The organism is Lysobacter humi (ex Lee et al. 2017) (genome assembly GCF_054781815.1).
Genome location: NZ_BAAGTR010000015.1, coordinates 1 through 18,246, shown reverse-complemented (window position 1 = coordinate 18,246; position 18,246 = coordinate 1). Strand labels below are relative to the sequence as shown.

The following is an 18,246-nucleotide window of genomic DNA, read 5'->3' as shown; positions in this document are numbered from 1 at the left end:
TACCCCGGCGAGCGGTGCATGCCCTGCTCGGCGACGAGCTTCGGCGCATCCTGCGGTCCAGGCGACGCCGGCTGCTCGCTCCATGTCGCGCTTGGCCGGTCAGGCGGCACTGCCACCGGGTGCGCTCTGCAATGGGAGGGCAGCCGACGGTCCTCGCCCTCCGGCCTTGCGCCCGCGGCGCGGGCGTTTCCGGCGTCCGCGCGGCAGTGCCGCGCGAAGCGCGGCCTGCCTCACCCGATCGATCCCACCAGCCGCAGCCGCTTGTCCTCCGGGACCTCGCCGTAGGCCAGCACCGCGAGCTGCGGCACGCTGTGGCGGACCAGGCGCGCGATCGACGAGCGGATCGGCGTGGGCACAAGCAGCACCGCGGGTTCGCCCTTGCTCTCCTGGCGCGTGACGCATTCGCTGAGGTTCTGGTGCAGGCGCTCGGCGAGGCCCGGTTCCAGCGCGGCGCCCTGGCCGGTCACCGAATCCTGCAGAACGCGCTCCAGCGCAGGGGCCAGCGTATAGACCGGCAGTTCTTCGTTGAGGCCGTTGAGCTCCTGCACGATGAAGCGGCCGAGCGCCGTGCGCACGGTGGCGACGAGCTGCGCCGGGTCCTGCGTGATCGCGCCGTGCTCCAGCAGCGCCTCGACGATCTGGCGCATCTGCCGCAGCGGCACCTTCTCCGCCAGCAGCGACTGCAGCACGCGGACGATCGTGGAGAGCGGCAGCAGCTTGGGCGTCAATTCCTCGACGAGCTTGGGCGACGCCTTCCCGACGTTCGCCAGCAGCTGCTGCACCTCGTCGTGGCCGAGCAGTTCGGAGGCCTTCTCGCGCACCACGTGCGACAGGTGCGTGGCGACCACGGTCGCCGGGTCGACGACGGTATAGCCGAGCGATTCGGCATGCGCGCGCTGGCCGGGGCTGATCCACACCGCATCGAGGCCGAAGGCCGGATCGCGCGTGGGGATGCCCTCGAGCTGGCCGAAGACGCGGCCGGGGTCGAGCGCCATCTCGCGGTCAGGCTGCAGCTCGCCGGTCGCGACCGGCACGCCGTGGACCATGATCCGATAGTGGTTCGGCGCGAGCTCGAGGTTGTCGCGCACGTGCACGGCCGGGATCAGGAAGCCCATGTCCTGCGTGAGCTTGCGTCGCACGCCCTTGAGCCGAGCGAGCAGCTCGCCGCCCTGCGCCTTGTCGACCAGCGGGATCAGCCGGTAGCCGACCTCCAGCGACAGCGGCTCGACCGGGCGCAGCTCGTCCCAGGTGAGCTCGGCGTTCGGCGACGGCGGCGGCGTGACCGCGAGCGACGGATCCGGCACCGGCTGCTCGGCCGCTTCCTTCGCCTTCCTGTGCATGCGCCACGCCGCATAGCCCATGCCGCCGGCGGCCAGCAGGAACGGGATGTTCGGCATGCCGGGCACGATGCCGACCAGGCCGAGGATCGCCGCCGAGACGGTGAGCGCGCGATGGTGGCCGAAGACCTGCTTGTGCACGATCTCGCCCATTTCCTGCTCGGTCGTGGCACGCGTGACGAGCATCGCGGTCGCGGTGGACACCAGCAGCGCGGGCAGCTGGGCGACGAGGCCGTCGCCGATGGCGAGGAGCGAGTAGGTCTCGGCCGCCTGCGCGAAGCCGAGATCGTGCTGCAGGACGCCGATCAGCACGCCACCGATCAGGTTGATGAAGAGGATGAGCAGGCCGGCGATCGCATCGCCGCGGACGAACTTTCCGGCGCCGTCCATCGAGCCGTAGAAGTCCGCTTCGTTGCGCACGTCCTCGCGGCGGGCCTTGGCTTCCTCGCGGGTGAGCAGCCCTGCATTGAGATCGGCATCGATCGCCATCTGCTTGCCGGGCATGGCGTCGAGGATGAAGCGCGCGGACACTTCCGAGATGCGGCCGGCGCCCTTGGTGACGACGATGAAGTTGATGATCGTCAGGATCGCGAAGACCACCAGGCCGACGGCGTAGCTGCCGCCGATCACGAACTGGCCGAACGATTCGATGACGTGGCCCGCGGCGGCACCGCCCTGGTGGCCGTGCAGCAGCACCACGCGGGTGGAGGCCACGTTCAGCGCGAGGCGCAGCAGCGTGACCATCAGCAGCACGCTGGGGAAGATCGAGAACTCGAGCGGGCGCTTGACGTAGACCACCGCCAGCATCACCACCAGCGAGATGGCGATGTTGATCGTGAAGAAGGCATCGAGCACGAGCGGCGACAGCGGCACCGTCACCATCGCGAGCATGCCGAGCACGATCAGCGGCGCGGCGGCACCGCCCTTCAGCGACTGCATGACGCCCGCGGCGCGGCTCATGCGTCACCCCCGCGCGGGGCGTCGGGCGCATCCGGCGCGCCGTCGGCGCCGACGTCGACCTGCACGAGCGCGGGCATCGGCCCGCGCGAGGGATGCCAGTGGCGCAGGTGGTGCAGGTAGGTCAGCACCTGCGCGACGGCCGCATACAGCTTGACCGGGATCTCCTGGTCGATCTTGCACTGGCGGTAGAGCGCACGCGCGAGCGGCGGCGCCTCGACGAGCATCACCTTGTTCTGACCTGCGACTTCGCGGATACGCAGCGCCAGCTCGTCGACACCCTTGGCGACGACCTTCGGCGCGCGCATCGCACCGGCCTCGTACTTGAGCGCGACGGCGTAGTGCGTCGGATTGGTCAGGATGACGTCCGCGGTCGGCACCGCCTCCATCATCCGCTGCTGCGCCATCTGCCGCGCCACGTGGCGCGCGCGGGCCTTTACTTCCGGATTGCCCTCGGCCTCCTTGGCCTCGTCGCGCAGCTCCTGCTTGCTCATCTTGAGCTTGTTCTTCCACGCCCAGCGCTGGTAGGGCACGTCGAGCGCCGCCAGCAGCGCGAGCGCGCCGACGAGCGCGAGGAACATGCCGAGCACCGCGTCGACGCCGCTGGCGACGGCGGCCTCGAGCGACTGCGACGGCAGGTCCATCAGCCGCCCGAGCATGCTGCGGATCACGAGCGCCGCGATGCCGCCGATGAGCAGCAGGCGCAGCACCGAGCGCATCAGCTCGGCGAACGATTCCTTGCCGTACATGCGCGACAGCCCGGCCATCGGGCTCAGGCGGGTGAGGTCGGCCTTCAGTGCCTGGCCCGAAAAGCGCAGGCTGCCCATCGCCGCCGGCGCCACGAGGCAGCCGACCAGCGCGGCCAGCACGAGCGGCGCGACCGGGGCGAGCAGGGCGATCAGCATCGAGGCCGCATGGGTGGGCAGGCGCGTGGGTTCGTCCAGCAGCGCGGGATCGAACTGCAGCGCGTTCTTCAGCCAGCCCTGCGCCGACGCGCCGATCGACGAGGACGTCGCCTGCAGGGCCAGTGTCGCGCAGCCGAGTACCGCCACGTTCGCGAGTTCGCGCGAGCGCGGGCTGTCGCCCTTCTCGCGCGCTTCCCGCAATCGCTTTTCTGACGGGAGTTCGGTCTTGTCTTCCTGGTCTTCGCTGGACATCGAGCAGGATCAGCCGGTGAGGGATCGGGCGGCCTGGAATGCCTCTCCAAACAGCCGTTGCACCGGCCCTTGCAACTCCTGGGCCAGAACCATCAGCAGCAGCATCCCGATCAGCAGCGCCACCGGGAAGCCCAGCGCCATCGGCGAGAGCTGCGAGGCCGCACGCGAGAGCACGCCCACGGCCACGTTGATCGCCAGCAGCGCCATCATCACCGGCAGGGCGAGCAGCACGCCGGCGCGCAGGGCAGTGCCGAAGAACATCGGCACGGCCGCCAGGAAGGCGGGCAGGTCCTCGATCGGCGCCCCGATCGGCATGGCCCCGTAGCTGTCGAACAGCAGCCGGATCAGCGCGAGGTGGCCGTCGACCGTGAAGAAGATCAGTCCGAAGGCGAGGTAGTACCACTGCGAGACGACGGTCGACGACGCCCCGCTGAGCGGGTCGGCGAGCGTCGCCGAGGCCAGGCCCATGCCCTGGCTCGCGAGCTCGCCGGCAAGCTGGCCGGCCTCGAAGGCCATCCGCAGCATCAGCCCGATTGCGATGCCCATGCCGAACTCGCGGAAGACCGCGAGCGCGGTCCCCGCGTTCACCCCGGCCGGCGGGGGCGGCGGCAGCAGCGCCGACAGCGTGGCCGCGATCGCGATCGTGAGCACCAGCCGCGAACGCGCGGGGATCGCCCGGCCGCCTACCATCGGCAGCGCCTGGATCGCCGCACCGATGCGCAGCGCATACCAGAGGATGCTGCCGAGCATCCCGAACAGGTTCAGGCCTTCGGCGGTGGTGAGGGTGACGGGATCCATCGCGCGCGATGGATGCAAGCGGTGTTCCGCAGGCGCGGACGGCCGCTCAGAACGTCTCGCGCAGTTCGATCACGATCGGGTGGCGAGTGGTCGCCTGCGCGCCCGGCGGCCGCTGCAGCCGCACCGCCCCGAGCCGCTTCGCGAAGCAGCGCGCGATGGGTGTGGCCGGCCGTACGTCGACGACATGGACGCGGCCGCTGGCATCCACGTCCGCGACGGCCGTGAACACGTCGGCCGCCTTCGCGGGTGCGCGACCCGCCGGCACGCAGCCGGTCATCGCCGCATGGATCGCCGGCACGAGCGCCATGTCATAGGCGTAGCCGGCAGGCGTCGCGACAGCCGCTTTCGCACGCGCGACCCGGGCAGTGAAGCCGTCGGCGAGGGCAGGCGTGGCGAGCAGGGCCAGACAGAGCAGGAGGATGCGCATGGGCTCGGGGATTAGTGGGCGATGGCCACTGCTGCGGTCTATCGCGCCCGGTTCGCGCGACGTGCGCAGGAGCGTCGCCTGCGAGCGCTGAAGGTCGCTCGAACGCGCGAACCGCGTCCAGCCACGAGGCGCGCTTGTCGCCGGGGACCCCTCTCCCGGTATCGCGAAGCTCCGGATGTCGCTGTGGCTGTCGCTGTGGCTGTAGCTGCAGCTGATTCTCGACCGCCGAGGTGCCCCGTGAGACCCGAAGGGCGGCCGGCATGGATGCCGGCCGTCGCCACCCGAGGCAGGATGCCGAGTGTGGCGATCCGCGCAGTCGTGTCCGGTCGCGAGCTGTAGATCCGTCGGGGAAGCTGCTTTCTTTTGGTTACTTTTCTTTGCAGCCGCAAAGAAAAGTGACTCGGGCGCGAAAGCGCACGAAACGCTCTTGCCTTCCCGCACCCCGCCATCGAACGCGTCACGCCGGACCGGTCGGCTACCCGATCAACTGCGGAATCCGCTGAAACAGATCCGTCGTAAACGCCACGAGCCGCCCCAGCAGGAAGTGCCCCATCAGCCCCAGCGTCGCCGTCAGCGCGACCGCCTTCACCACGAAGCCGATCGTCTGCTCGTTGATCTGCGTGGCCGCCTGCACCACGCCCACCACCACGCCCACGCCGAGCACCGCCAGCAGCGGCGGTGCGCCGAGCACGAGCGCCATCTGCAGGCCCCGGGCGATTTCCGTCATCGCGACTTCAGGCGTCATCTCAGGTCACCGCATTGAAGCTGCCGGCGAGCGAGCCGACAACGAGCACCCAGCCGTCGACGAGCACGAACAGCAGGATCTTGAAGGGAGCCGACACGATCATCGGCGACATCATCATCATGCCCATGCTCATCAGCACGCTCGCCACTACGAGGTCGATGATCACGAAGGGGATGTAGATCAGGAACGCGATCTCGAAGGCCGTCTTGAGCTCGCTGGTGAGGAAGCTCGCGGCGAGCACGCTGAAGGGCACGTCCTGCGGCGTCGCGTACGGCCCGCTGTTGGAGAGCCCCGCGAACGTCATGAGATCCGTCTCGCGCACCTGCGCCAGCATGAAACCGCGGAACGGTTCCGATGCGGCCTTCCAGGCCGACTTGAAGTCCATCGTGCCGTCGAGGTACGGGCCGATGCCGACCGCCCAGGCCTGGTCGAAGACCGGCGTCATGATCATGAAGGTCATGAAGAGCGCGAGCGCCAGCAGCACCTGGTTGCTCGGCGTCTGTCCGGTGCCGAGTGCCTGCCGCAGCAGGCCCAGCACGATGATGATGCGCGTGAACGCGGTGATGCCCATCAGCGCCGCCGGCAGCAGCGTGATGCCGGTCATCAGCAGCAGCACCTGCAGCGGCATGCTCACCGGCTGGCCGCCGACCTGGCCGACGTTCACCGCCGGCAGCGGCTTGGAGGACGTCGCGGCGGTCGCCGGTGCGGCGGCAGGCGAGGTCGCGACCGCGGCCGGCTGCTGCGCGGGCGCCGCCTGCGCATGCGCGGCGCCGCCGAGCACGCCGTAGGCGATGCCGAAGATCAGCAGGAGCGCACAGAGCGTGCGCATGAGGCGTTCGAGCGTGGAGCTCATGACTTGCGACCGAAATGCTGGGCGAGGACCTGCGCGAACGGCGACGTCGAGGTGTTCGCTTCGACGGCGGGCAGGGGCTGCTCGAGCACGTGCAAGGTCCGTACCCCGCCCTGGCCGACGCCGAGAAGCAGCTGCTGGCCGCCGACGTCGACCACCATCGCGCGCTCGCGCGGGCCGAGCGCGACGCTCGCCACCACCTTGAGCTGCGACGCCGAACCGCCGCGCTGCAGGCCCGGCATGCGCCGCGCGAGCCAGCCGAGGCCGAGGATCAGGCCGACGACGAGCACGAGCGAGAACAGGGCACCGCCGATGCTGCCGGCATCGGCCTGCGCTGGCGTGGACGCGCCCACCGGGCGTACGACCTGTGCGGTCGTCGCGGGCTTCACCGGAAAACTGACCTTCGGTGCGGCAGCCGTGGCCGGCATCGCTGCAGTCGCTGGCATCGCGGCGTCTTGCATTGCGGTCGCGGTCGGCGGGGACACCGGCGCTGCAACGGCCGGTCCAGCATCAGCCGTAGCGGGCGGCACAGTCGTCGCGGCCGGCTGCGACACGGCCGGTGCGTTCGACACCGCGGGTGCACTCGCCACAGCCTGCGTCGCGGGCGCCGGAGCGGCCCCCACCGTCGCCACCGCGCTCACCGCAGGCGCTTGATGCGCTCGGCCGGGCTGACGACATCGGTCAGCCGCACGCCGAAGCGGTCGTTCACCACGACGACCTCGCCCTGCGCGATCAGCGTGCCGTTGACGTAGACGTCGAGCGGCTCGCCCGCCTGCCGCTCGAGCTCGACGACCGAGCCCTGGTTGAGCTGCAGCAGGTTGCGGATCGGGATCCGCGCGCGGCCGACTTCGAGCGAGAGCGTGACCGAGACGTCGAGGATCACGTCGAGGTTGAGGTCGGTCGCGCCAGTCGCCCCGTCGGCGGTCAGCGGATCGAAAGCGGCGCGTGCGGCGTCGGTCGTGGTCATGTCAGTCGCTCAGGGCATCGAGGGGGAGCAGGGATCGCGGCGCGTTGACGTGCGTGATCTTGATGGCATTCTTGCCGTTGTGGATGCCGAACTCGCCCGTGAACAGCGGCGTGTTCTCGACTTCCACGGTCAGCTGCTTGGGCAGCTCGATCGGAATGATGTCGCCGACCTTCAGCCGGCTCAGGGCGCGCAGCGAAATCTGCCGCTGCGCGAGGTGGCTGCTGATCTCCACCTCCGCGTCCTGCAGCTGCGCGCGCATCGCGCGCGTCCAGTTCTCGTCCTTCTCGATGCGGTCGGACTGCACGCCGGCGTCGAGCAGCTCGCGGATCGGCTCGAGCATCGAATAGGGCAGGGCGACGTGCAGTTCGCCGCCACCGCCTTCCAGCTCCACGTGGAAGCGGCTGACCACGATGTACTCGCGCGGCGAGATGATGTTCGCGAAGTGCGGATTGACCTCGGAGTTCAGGTACTCGAACTCGACCGGCATCACCGGCGCCCAGGCGTCCACCAGGTCGGAGAACGTCTGCTTGAGCAGCAGCTGGATCACGCGCATCTCGGTGGGCGTGAACTCGCGGCCCTCGATGCGGGTGTGCAGCTTGCCGCCGCCGCCGAAGAAGTTGTCGACCGTGGTGTAGACCAGCCGCGGCTCGAACACGATGATGCCAGTGCCGCGAAGCGGCTTCATCCTGATCAGGTTGAGGTTGTTGGGCACCTGCAGCGAGTGCATGTACTCGCCGAAGCGGATCAGGTCGATGCCGCGCACCGACAGGTCCGCCGAGCGGCGCAGCAGGTTGAACAGGCCCACGCGCCAGGTGCGCGCGAAGCGCTCGTTGATCATCTCGAGCGTGGGCAGGCGGCCGCGGACGATCTTGTCCTGGCTCGCGAAATCGTAGCTGCGCGCCTCGCCGGGCGCGGCGGGCGGCTCGACCTCGATCGCGCCCGCGTCCACGCCGTGGAGGAGGGCATCGATCTCGTCCTGGGAGAGCAGGTCGGCGCTCATCGGCGTTCCGTCACTGGGTCACGAGGCTGGTGAAGATCACGGACTCGACCTTGTCGGGCGCGCCTTCCTTCTTGAGGACTGCCCTCACTTCCTTCAGCGCGGCCTCCTGCAGCCGCTCCTTGCCGCTGCGCTGCACGAGCTGCGCCGAGGTCTGCTGCCCGAACAGCAGCAGCAGGCGGTTGCGCAGCGCCGGTGCGTGCGCGGTCAGTGCGGCGAGCGTCTCGGGATCGCGGGTGGCGAGCTGCAGGTCGGCCTGCAGGTAGCGCACGGCATCGGTGTCGGCGAGGTTCACCACGAACGAGGGCTCCATCGCGAAGTACTGCGTCGGCAGCTTCTCTTCCTTTTCCGGCGCGGCATGGGCCGCCGAGCGGCTGCTCCACCAGTACGCACCACCGCCGCCCGCGCCGAGCAGCAGCACGGTGGCGACGAGGATGATCACGAGCTTCTTCTTGCTCTTCTTCGGCGCTTCGGCGCCGTCGGCGGCAGGAGCGGGAGCAGGGGCTTTGGACACGGGGTGGCGACTCCGGGGATCTGCCCCGGTCGTGCAATCGGCGTGCCAGCGCAGCGGGCCGGCCCGTGCCGGCGGATTGACGGAAGACTGAACAGGGCGCGCCGGGCATCCGGCGCCGGATCGCGCGCCTCAGGCGGCCGACGTCAGGCCAGCGCGCGAGACGCAGGGCTCGCTGTGCGGCCGTATCGATCCCGCTACGAGCAAGGCCTCAGACGTACTCGTCGACGAGGCCGCGGGCGCGAAGGCTGCGGATGGTGGTCGTCGGCTGCGGGACGTCGTCACCGCCGAGGCCGTCGGTGTCCGCCGTCGTCGCCCCGTTGCCGGTGCCGGGGCGGCGGTGGTCGCCGACGCCGGAGTGCGCGAGTTCCATGCCGTGCTGCCCAAGCAGGTCGCGGAGGCGGTCCATGCCGGATTCCAGCGCCTGGCGCACCTCCGGATTCGCCGCATTGAACTGCGCGCTCACGCGGTTGCCGTCGACCTGCAGGCGGATGTCGATCGCGCCGGCGCCATCCGGGCTAACGCGCAGCTCGGCGTGGCCGAGCCGCTGCTCCGCCATCCAGACGATGCGGTCGCCGAAGCCGTCGTCGAACCCGTCCTCGGGGACCGCCGGCATCGGGACGGGCGGCAGCACGACCGCACTGCGCGAAAGGCCGAGCGTCTCGGCGGTTCCGCGGCTGCCGAGCGCGGCGAAGGCGGACACCGACTCGGCGGTGGGGGCGTCCGTCGGCCCGGTCTCGCGCATCCCCTCCGTCGCGAGCATCGCTGCAAAAGCGTCGGTGCCGGTGGGCATCGATTTCGTGGCGTCCACGGCCGTCATGGCCTGCTGGATCGCGGTCGCCTGCGCCGCGGCATCGAGACGGGCGTCGGCGGGTACGGGTGCGATGGGTGCCGCCAGCGACCCGGACGCGGCGGCCGACGGCGTCGGCGCGGCGAGGGCGCCATTCGTTCCGGCGACGGTTGCCACGGCCATCGACACCGCGCCGGGAAGTCCGTTCACCAGCGGGCCGGCGGCGGCCGCGGTTGCCGGCCCGGCGTCCGCGACAGCGCCCGGGGGCGCCGCAGACGGCGTCGCGACCGGCGCGACTTCGAACCCCAGCAGGGCGAGCATCACATCGGGAAGCCCTGGTGCGGTCTCGACCGCCTGCTCATCGGCGAGCTCGACACGCGACGGATCGCGCAGTGCGGGGCTCAGCGAGGTCGCCGCTTCGGACTCGCCGCGCGCATCGCGCGACGCCTGCGCGGGCGCGTCGGATCGCGGTCTGCTCGCACAAGCGGCCTGCGACGCGCTCCGGTCGGGCGTCGAGACACCACGCGTGGATGCATGCGTGATGTCGCGGGCGTGGGTGTTCGTAGTCTCGTCGGCCGTCGATCCGGCGGTCGCCTCGCGCGTGTTCCGCGCCTGTGCATGCGCATGCGTCGCGCGCGAAGCCTCCATTCGGGCCCGCGCTGCATCGCGTGCGGCCCCGCGGCCTTCATTCGACGCCTCGTGCCGCGCGTCGGCAGCCCGCGCACGTGTGCCGCCATCGCGGCGGGATGCGGCAGCCGTACGCGCCGAAGCCGCGGCCTGCGCGAGATCCGTGGCGAACGCGCCATCGGCGCCCCGTCGCTCACCATCGCCGCGCGCGGGCACGGCGCGGGTCGAAGTCGCGCCGTCGAGCCGCAGCCGATCGATGCTCACGCGGTCTCCGTTCCCGGCGCGGGCGCACGGCGACGCCCCGCGAGGTCGTCGAGTTCCTTCTGCGTGCGCACGTCGGCCACGCGGGCTTCCTCGGCGCGATAGCTCGCGGCGAGCTTTTCCAGCACGTGCTTCTCGCGGCTCGCGAGCATCAGGCGCGCGCGCTCGACTTCGGTGGCCTGTCGCGTGTTGTCGACGATGCGGCTCTGCTGCGTCACCGCCTCCTGCAGCTTGGCCTGGAAGGCGATGCGATTGGCGAGCAGCGCGGGGTTGGTGATCCCACCCTGCAGCGGCTGCTGCGAATACTCCGCGGCATAGCGGCGCAATGCGTCGAGGCGCGCCTCCTGCTCGGCATGTGCGGCCTCGCGCGCGGCGACCTGCTGTGCGACTTCGTCCTGGTGGCGCTGCTTGATCCGGAGGATCGGGTCGAGGCGTTGCGAACGTGGCGGCATGTCGTGTCCGTCTCAATCAGAGGGGAAAGCCCGAGCCGTCGTCGAGCAGCCGCATCAGCGCGGCCTTGCTCTGCTCGACGTTCGAGGCTTCGCGGACGTCCTGTCCGAGGAAATCCATGATGGCCGGCCAGCGCGCGAGCGCCTCGTCGACCACCGGGTCGCTGCCGCGCTGGTAGGCGCCGATCGCGATGAGGTCGCGCTGCGTCGAGTACGCCGACATCAGGCGCTTGAGCTTGCGGATGCGGTCGCGCCACGGCGCGTCGGTGATCTCCTGCATCACGCGCGAGACCGAGACCTCGACGTCGATCGCCGGGTACTGGCCGGAGTCGGCGATGCGGCGCGACAGCACGATGTGGCCGTCCAGGATCGCGCGCGCGGCATCCGCGATCGGCTCCTGCTGGTCGTCGCCTTCGGTCAGCACGGTGTAGAAGGCGGTGATCGAGCCGCGGCCGTCGGCGCCGTTGCCCGCGCGCTCGACGAGTGCGGGAAGCTTCGCGAAGACGCTCGGGGGATAGCCGCGCGTGGTCGGCGGCTCGCCGACGGACAGGCCGATCTCGCGCTGCGCCTGCGCATAGCGGGTGAGCGAGTCCATGAGCAGCAGCACGTGCTGGCCCTGGTCGCGGTAGTACTCGGCGATCGCGGTCGCGCGCAGCGCGCCGTGCAGGCGCGCGAGCGGCGGGCGATCGGCCGGCGCCGCGACCACGACCGAGCGGCGCAGGCCTTCCTCGCCGAGCGTCGCCTCGACGAAGTCGCGCACTTCGCGGCCTCGCTCGCCGATCAGGCCGACGACGATGATGTCCGCCGCGGTGAACTTGGTCATCATGCCCAGCAGCGTCGACTTGCCGACACCGGAGCCCGCGAACAGGCCCACGCGCTGCCCGCGGCCGATCGGCAGCAAGGCGTTGATCGCGCGCACGCCGACATCGAGCGAGCGGGTGATCGGCTCGCGCATCAGCGGATTGATGGAGCGGCCGGCGAGGGTGGCATGGCCTTCGGCCCGGATCGGCCCACGCCCGTCGAGCGGCACGCCGTCCGAGTCGATCACCCGGCCGAGCAGGCCCTCGCCGACGGCGACCTCGCCCTGCTGGCGGCTCGGCACGACGCGCGCGTTCGGCAGCAGCCCGTCGAGATGCGCGGTTGGCATGAGGAAGGTGCGATCGCCCGAGAAGCCGACGACTTCGGCGTCGACCCAGCGGCCGCCCGCGACCTCCACCCGGCAGCGCGAGCCCATCGGCGCGGAGCAGCCGCTCGCCTCGAGCGTCAGGCCCACCGCGCGGCGCAGCACGCCCTCCCGGGCGAGGCCGCTGCCCACGCTCTGCGGCTCGGCGGCCTGCAGGCGCGCGGCGAGGCGCAGGCTGCGCGCCTCCTGCCACTGGGCGGCGGCGACGGAGGAACTCATCCCTGGGCTGCCGGCTGGTCGAGCATGGAATTCAGGCATGCCCTGAGCCGTGCATCGAGCGTGCCATCGATGCGGACGGCCTCGCTGTGCAGTCGCAGCTCGCCACGGGCGAGCGTCGTGTCGCCGGTCAGGCGCACGCCGTCGAGTGTCATCAGGTGCGGCATCAGCACGCCGAGGTCGTCGGGATGCAGGCGCAGCTCGACGTCGCGGCTGTCGCTGCCGACCGAATCGAGCGCATCGCGCACGAGGTCGGCGAGCAGGGTGGGATCGGCACGATAGGCTTGGCCGACCAGCGTGCCGGCGATGCGCGTGGCGAGGTCCGCGAGCGCCTCGCCCACTTCGCCGTCGAGGCGGGCGAGGGGCCGGGTGAAGCTGTCGAGGATGCCCTCGATCTGCGCGATCATCCGGCGGATCTCGCCGGCGCCCGTCGCGAGTCCCGCGTCATGGCCGCGCTGGAAGCCTTCCCGGTAGGCGGCTTCCTCGATCGCCTGCAGCTCCTCCACGCTGGGCAGCTGCGGCGCCGGTTCCATCGCGCCCGGCGGCTCGAAGCCCGGCGCCATCCAGCGCACGACCTGCGCGCTCATACGAACGTCTCCGCCTTGGCGGCGAGCTGGATCGTGCCCTCGTCGGCCATCTTGCGGACGATCTGCAGGATCTCCTTCTGCGCGGCCTCGACGTCGGCGAGGCGCACGGGCCCGCGGGCCTCCATGTCGTCCTTGAGGATCTCGGCCGCGCGCTGCGACATGTTGCCGATGATCTTGTCCTTGACGCGCTGGTCGGCGCCGCGCAGGGCGACGGCGAGCTTCTCGTTGGGCACCTCGCGCAGCACGGTCTGCATCGCGCGGTCCTCGATGTCGGCGAGGTTGTCGAAGACGAACATGAGGTCGCGGATCTGGCCGGACAGGCCGTCGTCCATCTCGCCGATCGCGCCGAGGATCGCCTCGTCCTGGCCGCCATCCATAAAGTTGAGGATGTTCGCGGCCACCTTCACGCCGCCGAGCGTCGACGACTTCACGTTCTGGCTGCCGGCGAACTGGCGCGCCATCACGTCGTTGAGCTCGTTGAGCGCATGCGGCGGCACGCCGTCGAGCGTGGCGATGCGGATGAGCACGTCGGAGCGCACGCGGTCGGGCAGGCACTTGAGCACTTCGGCGGCCTGGTCACCGTCGAGGTGCGCCATCACGATCGCGATGATCTGCGGGTGCTCGTTGCGCACGAGTTCGGCGATCGCGCGCGGCTCCATCCACTTGAGCGTGTCGAGGCCCGACGTATTGCGGCCGAGCAGGATGCGGTCGATGAGGCTCGACGCGCGGTCCTCGCCCAGCGCCTGCACCAGCACCGCGCGCACGTATTCGTCCGCGCCGGGGCCGAGGCCCGACGGCTGCTGCAGCGTATCGACGAAGTCGTCGACCACGCCCACCACCTGCTCGCGCGTCACGCCGCCCACGCTCGTCATCGCGACGCCGAGCTTCTGCACTTCCTTGGCGTTCATGTGCTTGAGCACTTCGGCGGCCTGCTGCTCGCCGAGCGTGAGCAGGACGATGGCCGCGCGCTGCGTGCCGGAGAGTTGCGGATCAGCCGCCATCGGACGCCACCATGTCACGCACCACCTGGGCGACGCGCTTCGGGTCGGTACTCACCGCCCCACGCGCGACTTCGAGTTTCTGGTCGAACTGCATCGCCGCGGTCGGCAGGCCCGGAACACCCGGATCGGCGCGCGAGGCCCGGGGCGCGGCGGCCTCGGCCTGCAGCTCCTCCGCCACGATCGTGGCCACCGCGGACTGCTGCGGAATGATCGGCTTCGGCGCGAGCATCTGCCGGAACGCGGGGCGCAGCACGGTGAAGATCAGCACGAGCACCGCGATGCCGCCGAGGATCGTGCGAGCGAGGTCGCGGGCCTTCGGGTTCTCCCAGATCGGCATCGCGTCCTCTTCCGAGGCGCCGGCATCGCGCGCGAACGGCGCATTGACCACCGACACCGCATCGCCACGCTGCTGATCGAAGCCGATCGCCTGCTGCACCAGCGTCTGGATGCGCTGCTGCTCGGCGGCGGTGAGCGAACGCACTTTCGGCTTGCCGTCCTTGGTGGTGCCGCCTGCCGGAATGTCGTCGACGAGCACCGCCGCGGTCACGCGGCGGATGCGGCCGGGCGCCTGGCGGGTGTGCGTGAGCGTGCGGCCCACTTCGTAGTTGCGCACCGCATTGCGGGTGCCCTGTGCGTTCGACGCGGCAGCCGGCGCACCCTGCGCGCCGCGCGGCGCGTTCTGCGGCTGCGCCGCGACCGGCGTGTTGCTGGCCGAGCCCGGCACGCCCTGCGCGGCAGCGCCCGCGCCCGCGCCCGTGGCGGCGTTCATCGCGCCGATGTCGCCGCTCTCGGAGATCTGCTCGCTGCGGACGATCTTCTGGTCGTCCGGGCCGTAGGTCTCGCGGGCTTCCTCGGTCTGGTTGAAGTCCATGTCGACGCTGACCTGCGCGCTCACGCGGCCCGGGCCGGTCATCGGCTCGAGCAGCTCCTGGATGCGCTGGACGTAGACGGCTTCCTGGCGGCGCTGCTGGTCGAACTGCTTCGCGCCGATCGCGTCGGCGGAGCCGGGATCGCGCATGGAGAGCATGCGGCCGAACTGGTCGACCACGGTGACGCGGTCGGTCGGCAGGTTCGGAATGCTGGTGGAGACGAGGTTGACGATCGCGTCGACCTGGCCCTGCTCCAGCGTGCTGCCGGTGCGCAGCTGCAGCACCACCGAGGCGCTCGCCGACTCCTTTTGCCGCGTGAAGGCGCTCGGCTTGGGCAGGGCGAGGTGCACGCGCGCCTCGCGCACCGGGCGCAGGTTCGCGATCGTGCGGGCGAGCTCGGTCTCCAGCGCATGCTGGTAGCGCGCGTTCTCGACGAACTGGCTGGTGCCGAAGCCCTGGTCGCCGCTCATCGACTCGAAGCCCTTGTCGCCGTTCGCCGGCAGGCCGGCGGAGGCGAGCGCCATCTTCGCGGCGCCGATCTGGTCCGCCGGGACGGCGAGCGCCCCGGTGCCGGTGTCGATGCGGAACGGGATCTGCGACTGCGTGAGCAGCTGCGAGGCCTCCTCCGTCGCCTTGGGGTCGAGCCCGGCGAACACCGGCACGTAGTCCGGCTTCTGCATCCAGAAGAACAGCCACAGGCCGGCGGCGATGGCTGCGGCGACCAGCGCGATCATCCAGACCTGGCGGACGGCCGGGATGTCCTGCAGGCGGCCGAGCTTTTGCAGGCTGTCGGAGGACTTGGGGAGGGCGATCACGGCCATGGAGCGGGTCTCGGTTCGATGCGGGGGTCAGCGACGGCGGCCGGTCAGATCGGCATGTTCATGACGTCCTGGTAGGCCTGGACCAGTCGGTTGCGCACCTCGACCGTCGCCCGGAACGCCACCTGGGACTGCTGCATCGCCACCATGACCCGGGCGAGGTCCGCACGCGGATCACCCATCTCGAAGGCCTTCTGCAGCTCGCCGGCCTCGCTCTGCACGCGGCTCACGTTGTCGAGCGACTTCGAGAGCGTCGCGGCGAACCCGCCCCCCTGCGGCGCCTGCGTCGGCGCGGCCGGTGCACCGCCCAGCGGGCCCGAGATCGGGCCGGTGGCACCGCCTTCCATGCCCTTCATCCGCATCTCGTGGGCGCGGATCTGGGAGAGGACTGAGGAAATCGCGTCGGTCATGGCCTGGCGGAATCGTCGCTTGGACTTGCCGGGGCTCAAGCAAGCGGCGTGCCACCGCGGTGACGGGAAGCCGTCAGGGGCTGTTCAGGCCGGAAGGTCGGGGTCTCGATTGCGTATTCGACTGGACGCCGTTTCCCCTCGTCGTGGCGCCAGTGCCGCTTCGGACTTCGACGACGCGAACGCCATCCGCAAAAAGAAGAGGGCGCCCCAGGGCGCCCTCGATGCAGAACGGGGGAGCGGCGGGTCAGCCGCCGCCGGTCTCCGCGCTCGGCTTCCGCTGCCCCATCTCCGTGAACTCGCGCGCCGCCTTGCGATCGGCTTCGATCTGCTCGGCCGTGCGGCAGACCCTCTTCGCATTTCGCGTGCCCGTAACCCGCTCGGACCGGCAGATCAGTTTGTCGCCGGGTCGAACCGCCGCTGTCGCCGCCGGCGCGGGCGCCGCGACCGCCGGTGCAGGCGTTACTGGGCCGCTAGGCGCCTGCGCGGCCACCGTCCCCACCATCAACACCGAGGCAGCCACGGCTGCCATGAGCGAACTCTTCATCACAGGACTCCAGACCGGGACGTGCGAGCAATAGCAGGGCGACGGATGAGCGTCAAATGCCAAAAGTGCTGCGCGGTCCGCCAGCGAGACCGGTAGCCGAATGCTTCAGGTTCGCGCGCAAGGCTGTGGCCGCCTGACGATGCCGACTTGATCCTGTTTATCCGGCCGCGGGCCGATACCAGTGCAGGTGATTTCCAAAGCGCTTGGTCGAGCTCGACCCGTGCAGTGAGGTCTGGACGCATGGCCGTACCCTGACGACCAGTACGGCAGCTCCCACGAGGGGCGAATTACTCGGGGCACTAACACCTGAGGTAAGCCGCTTCGCGAAGCGGCGTCGGCTTGGACGAATTGTTAGGTATCTGCGACCTTGCCTGCACCTGGCGACTTTGTCAGCCGCGTGTACGACCTGAAAAGAAGCGCCGTGCCTGCTACCCCAAGTAACGACGCAATCACCATGAGCGCGACGTTGACCGTCGAAAAAACTAGATACACGTCAGGCTCAAGCTGCATTAGCGCCATCGGGATGCTGCCGAGACAGTACAGCAGTCCCACGATGCTACTCGCAACGAGCAGGGTAAAGGCCCGATGACCGTGGCGGCTCAAGGCGGATGCTTGCAGCGCTAGCATGACAATTTGAATCAATAGCGAGAATGCCACGCCAAAGGCGCCAAGCCAGTATGCGGATTCCATAGTCAGCGTGTCTCCACCATGCGCCTAACACCTAAGTTGAGTCTCGCCACGAAGTGGCGTCGGCTTGGACGAATTGTTGGGCCGCGCAGCCGTGTAGCGCTGCCGACCGCTCCTCTGGGCTAGCACCAGCAGCCGCTCTACACTGGCGCGATGCTGGGCCTGAAAACGACGATGCAATACGTTCCGTACTTCTTTCCCGTATTCATGGTGCTCGGGCTCCTGGAAATGCGCGCACTCAACCGATTGCTGCCGGAGCTGCGCGAGCAGCACCCTGATGCATGGCGCGCAATCGGGTTTGGCCCGAACGACGTAACGATGAGCTATGACATGAAGGTGTTGCAGCTCCTGTTCTCGCGACGGGTGCGCAAGGGGCTGCCGCAGGACGTGGTGACCAGGCTCAACAAGGTTGCCGTCTCCCGCATAGCAGCATTCGCGTACTTCGCTCTGTTGCTCGCGTACCTTCACACCTCACAGAGCAGCAACTAGCGGCCTAACACCTGAGTTAAGCCGCGCCGCGAAGCGGCGTCGGCTTGGACGAATTGTTAGGCTAGTGGCTACTCGCCACAAGACCCTGCTTGCCGCAGCCGCGCGAGCCGAGCTGCGGATTCCTGCTTGGTTCGCTCGAGGAAAGCTCGGGCGGAAGCGGTTCCCTCCAGTTCGGGACGTACGCGTTCAATCGTAGCGGCCACCGCGCTGCAGTTCAGCGCTAGCGCGCCAGCGGCGTTGCCACGTTCCAGTGCCTGAAGGGTCTGTGCAGCAGTGATAAATCTAGTAGAAGCCGAGCGGGCGACCATTTCCTCAGCCGAGGTGACGAGGTGTTGCTCGACATGCGGATCGTCCTCCGCGAGCTGCGTGACCAACAGCCACGTAACAGCCGTACCTACGAGTGCTCCACTACAGCCTGCTACAAGAGCTAGCGCTACCTTTCCCACGGCCTAACACCTGAGTTAAGCCGCGCCGCGAAGCGGCGTCGGCTTGGACGAATTGTTAGGCGGTGGCCACTTGACCGTGCAAGCCTGGAGCAGTGCGCTTTCCCGGCGAATGTACGTGGATGT

20 protein-coding genes are annotated in these 18,246 nt (G+C 69.8%); 1 reads left to right on the top strand and 19 read right to left on the bottom strand.

Annotated features, from left to right (window positions below; translation table 11 throughout):
- Window positions 1-230: 230 nt before the first annotated feature.
- The 19 genes from flhA to ACYVJJ_RS14865 form a co-directional block, all read right to left on the bottom strand.
- The gene (gene flhA, locus ACYVJJ_RS14955) at window positions 231-2,219 is read right to left on the bottom strand and encodes a flagellar biosynthesis protein FlhA (RefSeq protein WP_460834848.1); all 1,989 of its coding nucleotides are present in this window, start codon (window positions 2,217-2,219) and stop codon (window positions 231-233) included.
- Window positions 2,220-2,293: 74 nt separating this feature from the next.
- The gene (gene flhB / locus ACYVJJ_RS14950; RefSeq protein WP_460834812.1) at window positions 2,294-3,451 is read right to left on the bottom strand and encodes a flagellar biosynthesis protein FlhB; all 1,158 of its coding nucleotides are present in this window, start codon (window positions 3,449-3,451) and stop codon (window positions 2,294-2,296) included.
- 9 nt (window positions 3,452-3,460) lie between these two features.
- Complete coding sequence (locus ACYVJJ_RS14945; protein WP_460834846.1) at window positions 3,461-4,249, bottom strand: flagellar biosynthetic protein FliR; 789 nt, start codon at window positions 4,247-4,249, stop codon at window positions 3,461-3,463.
- 46 nt (window positions 4,250-4,295) lie between these two features.
- Window positions 4,296-4,676, bottom strand: a complete 381-nt coding sequence (locus tag ACYVJJ_RS14940; RefSeq protein ID WP_460834810.1) for a hypothetical protein — start codon at window positions 4,674-4,676, stop codon at window positions 4,296-4,298.
- A 475-nt stretch (window positions 4,677-5,151) separates the two neighbouring features.
- A complete protein-coding gene (locus tag ACYVJJ_RS14935) occupies window positions 5,152-5,421 on the bottom strand; it encodes a flagellar biosynthetic protein FliQ (protein ID WP_460834808.1) in 270 nt (89 codons plus the stop codon).
- A 1-nt stretch (window position 5,422) separates the two neighbouring features.
- Window positions 5,423-6,274: a flagellar type III secretion system pore protein FliP gene (fliP, locus tag ACYVJJ_RS14930; protein WP_460834806.1), complete on the bottom strand. Its 852-nt coding sequence runs from the start codon at window positions 6,272-6,274 to the stop codon at window positions 5,423-5,425.
- Window positions 6,271-6,699 (bottom strand): flagellar biosynthetic protein FliO, encoded by a 429-nt coding sequence (fliO, locus tag ACYVJJ_RS14925; protein ID WP_460834845.1) that lies wholly within the window; start codon window positions 6,697-6,699, stop codon window positions 6,271-6,273. Before fliO ends, fliP begins: the two co-directional genes overlap by 4 nt.
- 209 nt (window positions 6,700-6,908) lie before the next feature.
- Window positions 6,909-7,238 carry a flagellar motor switch protein FliN gene (gene fliN, locus ACYVJJ_RS14920; RefSeq protein WP_460834805.1) on the bottom strand — a complete coding sequence of 110 codons (330 nt, stop codon included), beginning with the start codon at window positions 7,236-7,238 and terminating at the stop codon, window positions 6,909-6,911.
- A 1-nt stretch (window position 7,239) separates the two neighbouring features.
- Window positions 7,240-8,238 (bottom strand): flagellar motor switch protein FliM, encoded by a 999-nt coding sequence (fliM, locus tag ACYVJJ_RS14915; RefSeq protein WP_460834804.1) that lies wholly within the window; start codon window positions 8,236-8,238, stop codon window positions 7,240-7,242.
- 10 nt (window positions 8,239-8,248) lie between these two features.
- The gene (locus ACYVJJ_RS14910; protein WP_460834802.1) at window positions 8,249-8,749 is read right to left on the bottom strand and encodes a flagellar basal body-associated FliL family protein; all 501 of its coding nucleotides are present in this window, start codon (window positions 8,747-8,749) and stop codon (window positions 8,249-8,251) included.
- A gap of 208 nt (window positions 8,750-8,957) precedes the next feature.
- Window positions 8,958-10,184: a flagellar hook-length control protein FliK gene (locus ACYVJJ_RS14905; RefSeq protein ID WP_460834800.1), complete on the bottom strand. Its 1,227-nt coding sequence runs from the start codon at window positions 10,182-10,184 to the stop codon at window positions 8,958-8,960.
- Between the two features lie 239 nt (window positions 10,185-10,423).
- Entirely contained in the window at window positions 10,424-10,876 is a 453-nt protein-coding gene (fliJ, locus tag ACYVJJ_RS14900; RefSeq protein WP_460834798.1) for a flagellar export protein FliJ, read from the bottom strand.
- Between the two features lie 16 nt (window positions 10,877-10,892).
- Window positions 10,893-12,275: a flagellar protein export ATPase FliI gene (gene fliI, locus ACYVJJ_RS14895; protein ID WP_460834797.1), complete on the bottom strand. Its 1,383-nt coding sequence runs from the start codon at window positions 12,273-12,275 to the stop codon at window positions 10,893-10,895.
- Window positions 12,272-12,859 (bottom strand): FliH/SctL family protein, encoded by a 588-nt coding sequence (locus tag ACYVJJ_RS14890; RefSeq protein ID WP_460834795.1) that lies wholly within the window; start codon window positions 12,857-12,859, stop codon window positions 12,272-12,274. Before ACYVJJ_RS14890 ends, fliI begins: the two co-directional genes overlap by 4 nt.
- Window positions 12,856-13,860: a flagellar motor switch protein FliG gene (fliG, locus tag ACYVJJ_RS14885; protein WP_460834793.1), complete on the bottom strand. Its 1,005-nt coding sequence runs from the start codon at window positions 13,858-13,860 to the stop codon at window positions 12,856-12,858. Before fliG ends, ACYVJJ_RS14890 begins: the two co-directional genes overlap by 4 nt.
- The gene (gene fliF / locus ACYVJJ_RS14880; protein WP_460834843.1) at window positions 13,850-15,541 is read right to left on the bottom strand and encodes a flagellar basal-body MS-ring/collar protein FliF; all 1,692 of its coding nucleotides are present in this window, start codon (window positions 15,539-15,541) and stop codon (window positions 13,850-13,852) included. Before fliF ends, fliG begins: the two co-directional genes overlap by 11 nt.
- Before the next feature lie 53 nt (window positions 15,542-15,594).
- The gene (gene fliE, locus ACYVJJ_RS14875) at window positions 15,595-15,957 is read right to left on the bottom strand and encodes a flagellar hook-basal body complex protein FliE (protein ID WP_460834791.1); all 363 of its coding nucleotides are present in this window, start codon (window positions 15,955-15,957) and stop codon (window positions 15,595-15,597) included.
- 244 nt (window positions 15,958-16,201) lie between these two features.
- Complete coding sequence (locus ACYVJJ_RS14870; RefSeq protein WP_460834789.1) at window positions 16,202-16,501, bottom strand: hypothetical protein; 300 nt, start codon at window positions 16,499-16,501, stop codon at window positions 16,202-16,204.
- A gap of 351 nt (window positions 16,502-16,852) precedes the next feature.
- The gene (locus ACYVJJ_RS14865) at window positions 16,853-17,191 is read right to left on the bottom strand and encodes a hypothetical protein (RefSeq protein ID WP_460834787.1); all 339 of its coding nucleotides are present in this window, start codon (window positions 17,189-17,191) and stop codon (window positions 16,853-16,855) included.
- Between the two features lie 150 nt (window positions 17,192-17,341).
- Between ACYVJJ_RS14865 and ACYVJJ_RS14860 the strand changes: the two genes are divergently transcribed.
- Window positions 17,342-17,677, top strand: a complete 336-nt coding sequence (locus ACYVJJ_RS14860) for a hypothetical protein (protein WP_460834785.1) — start codon at window positions 17,342-17,344, stop codon at window positions 17,675-17,677.
- Window positions 17,678-18,246: the final 569 nt, after the last annotated feature.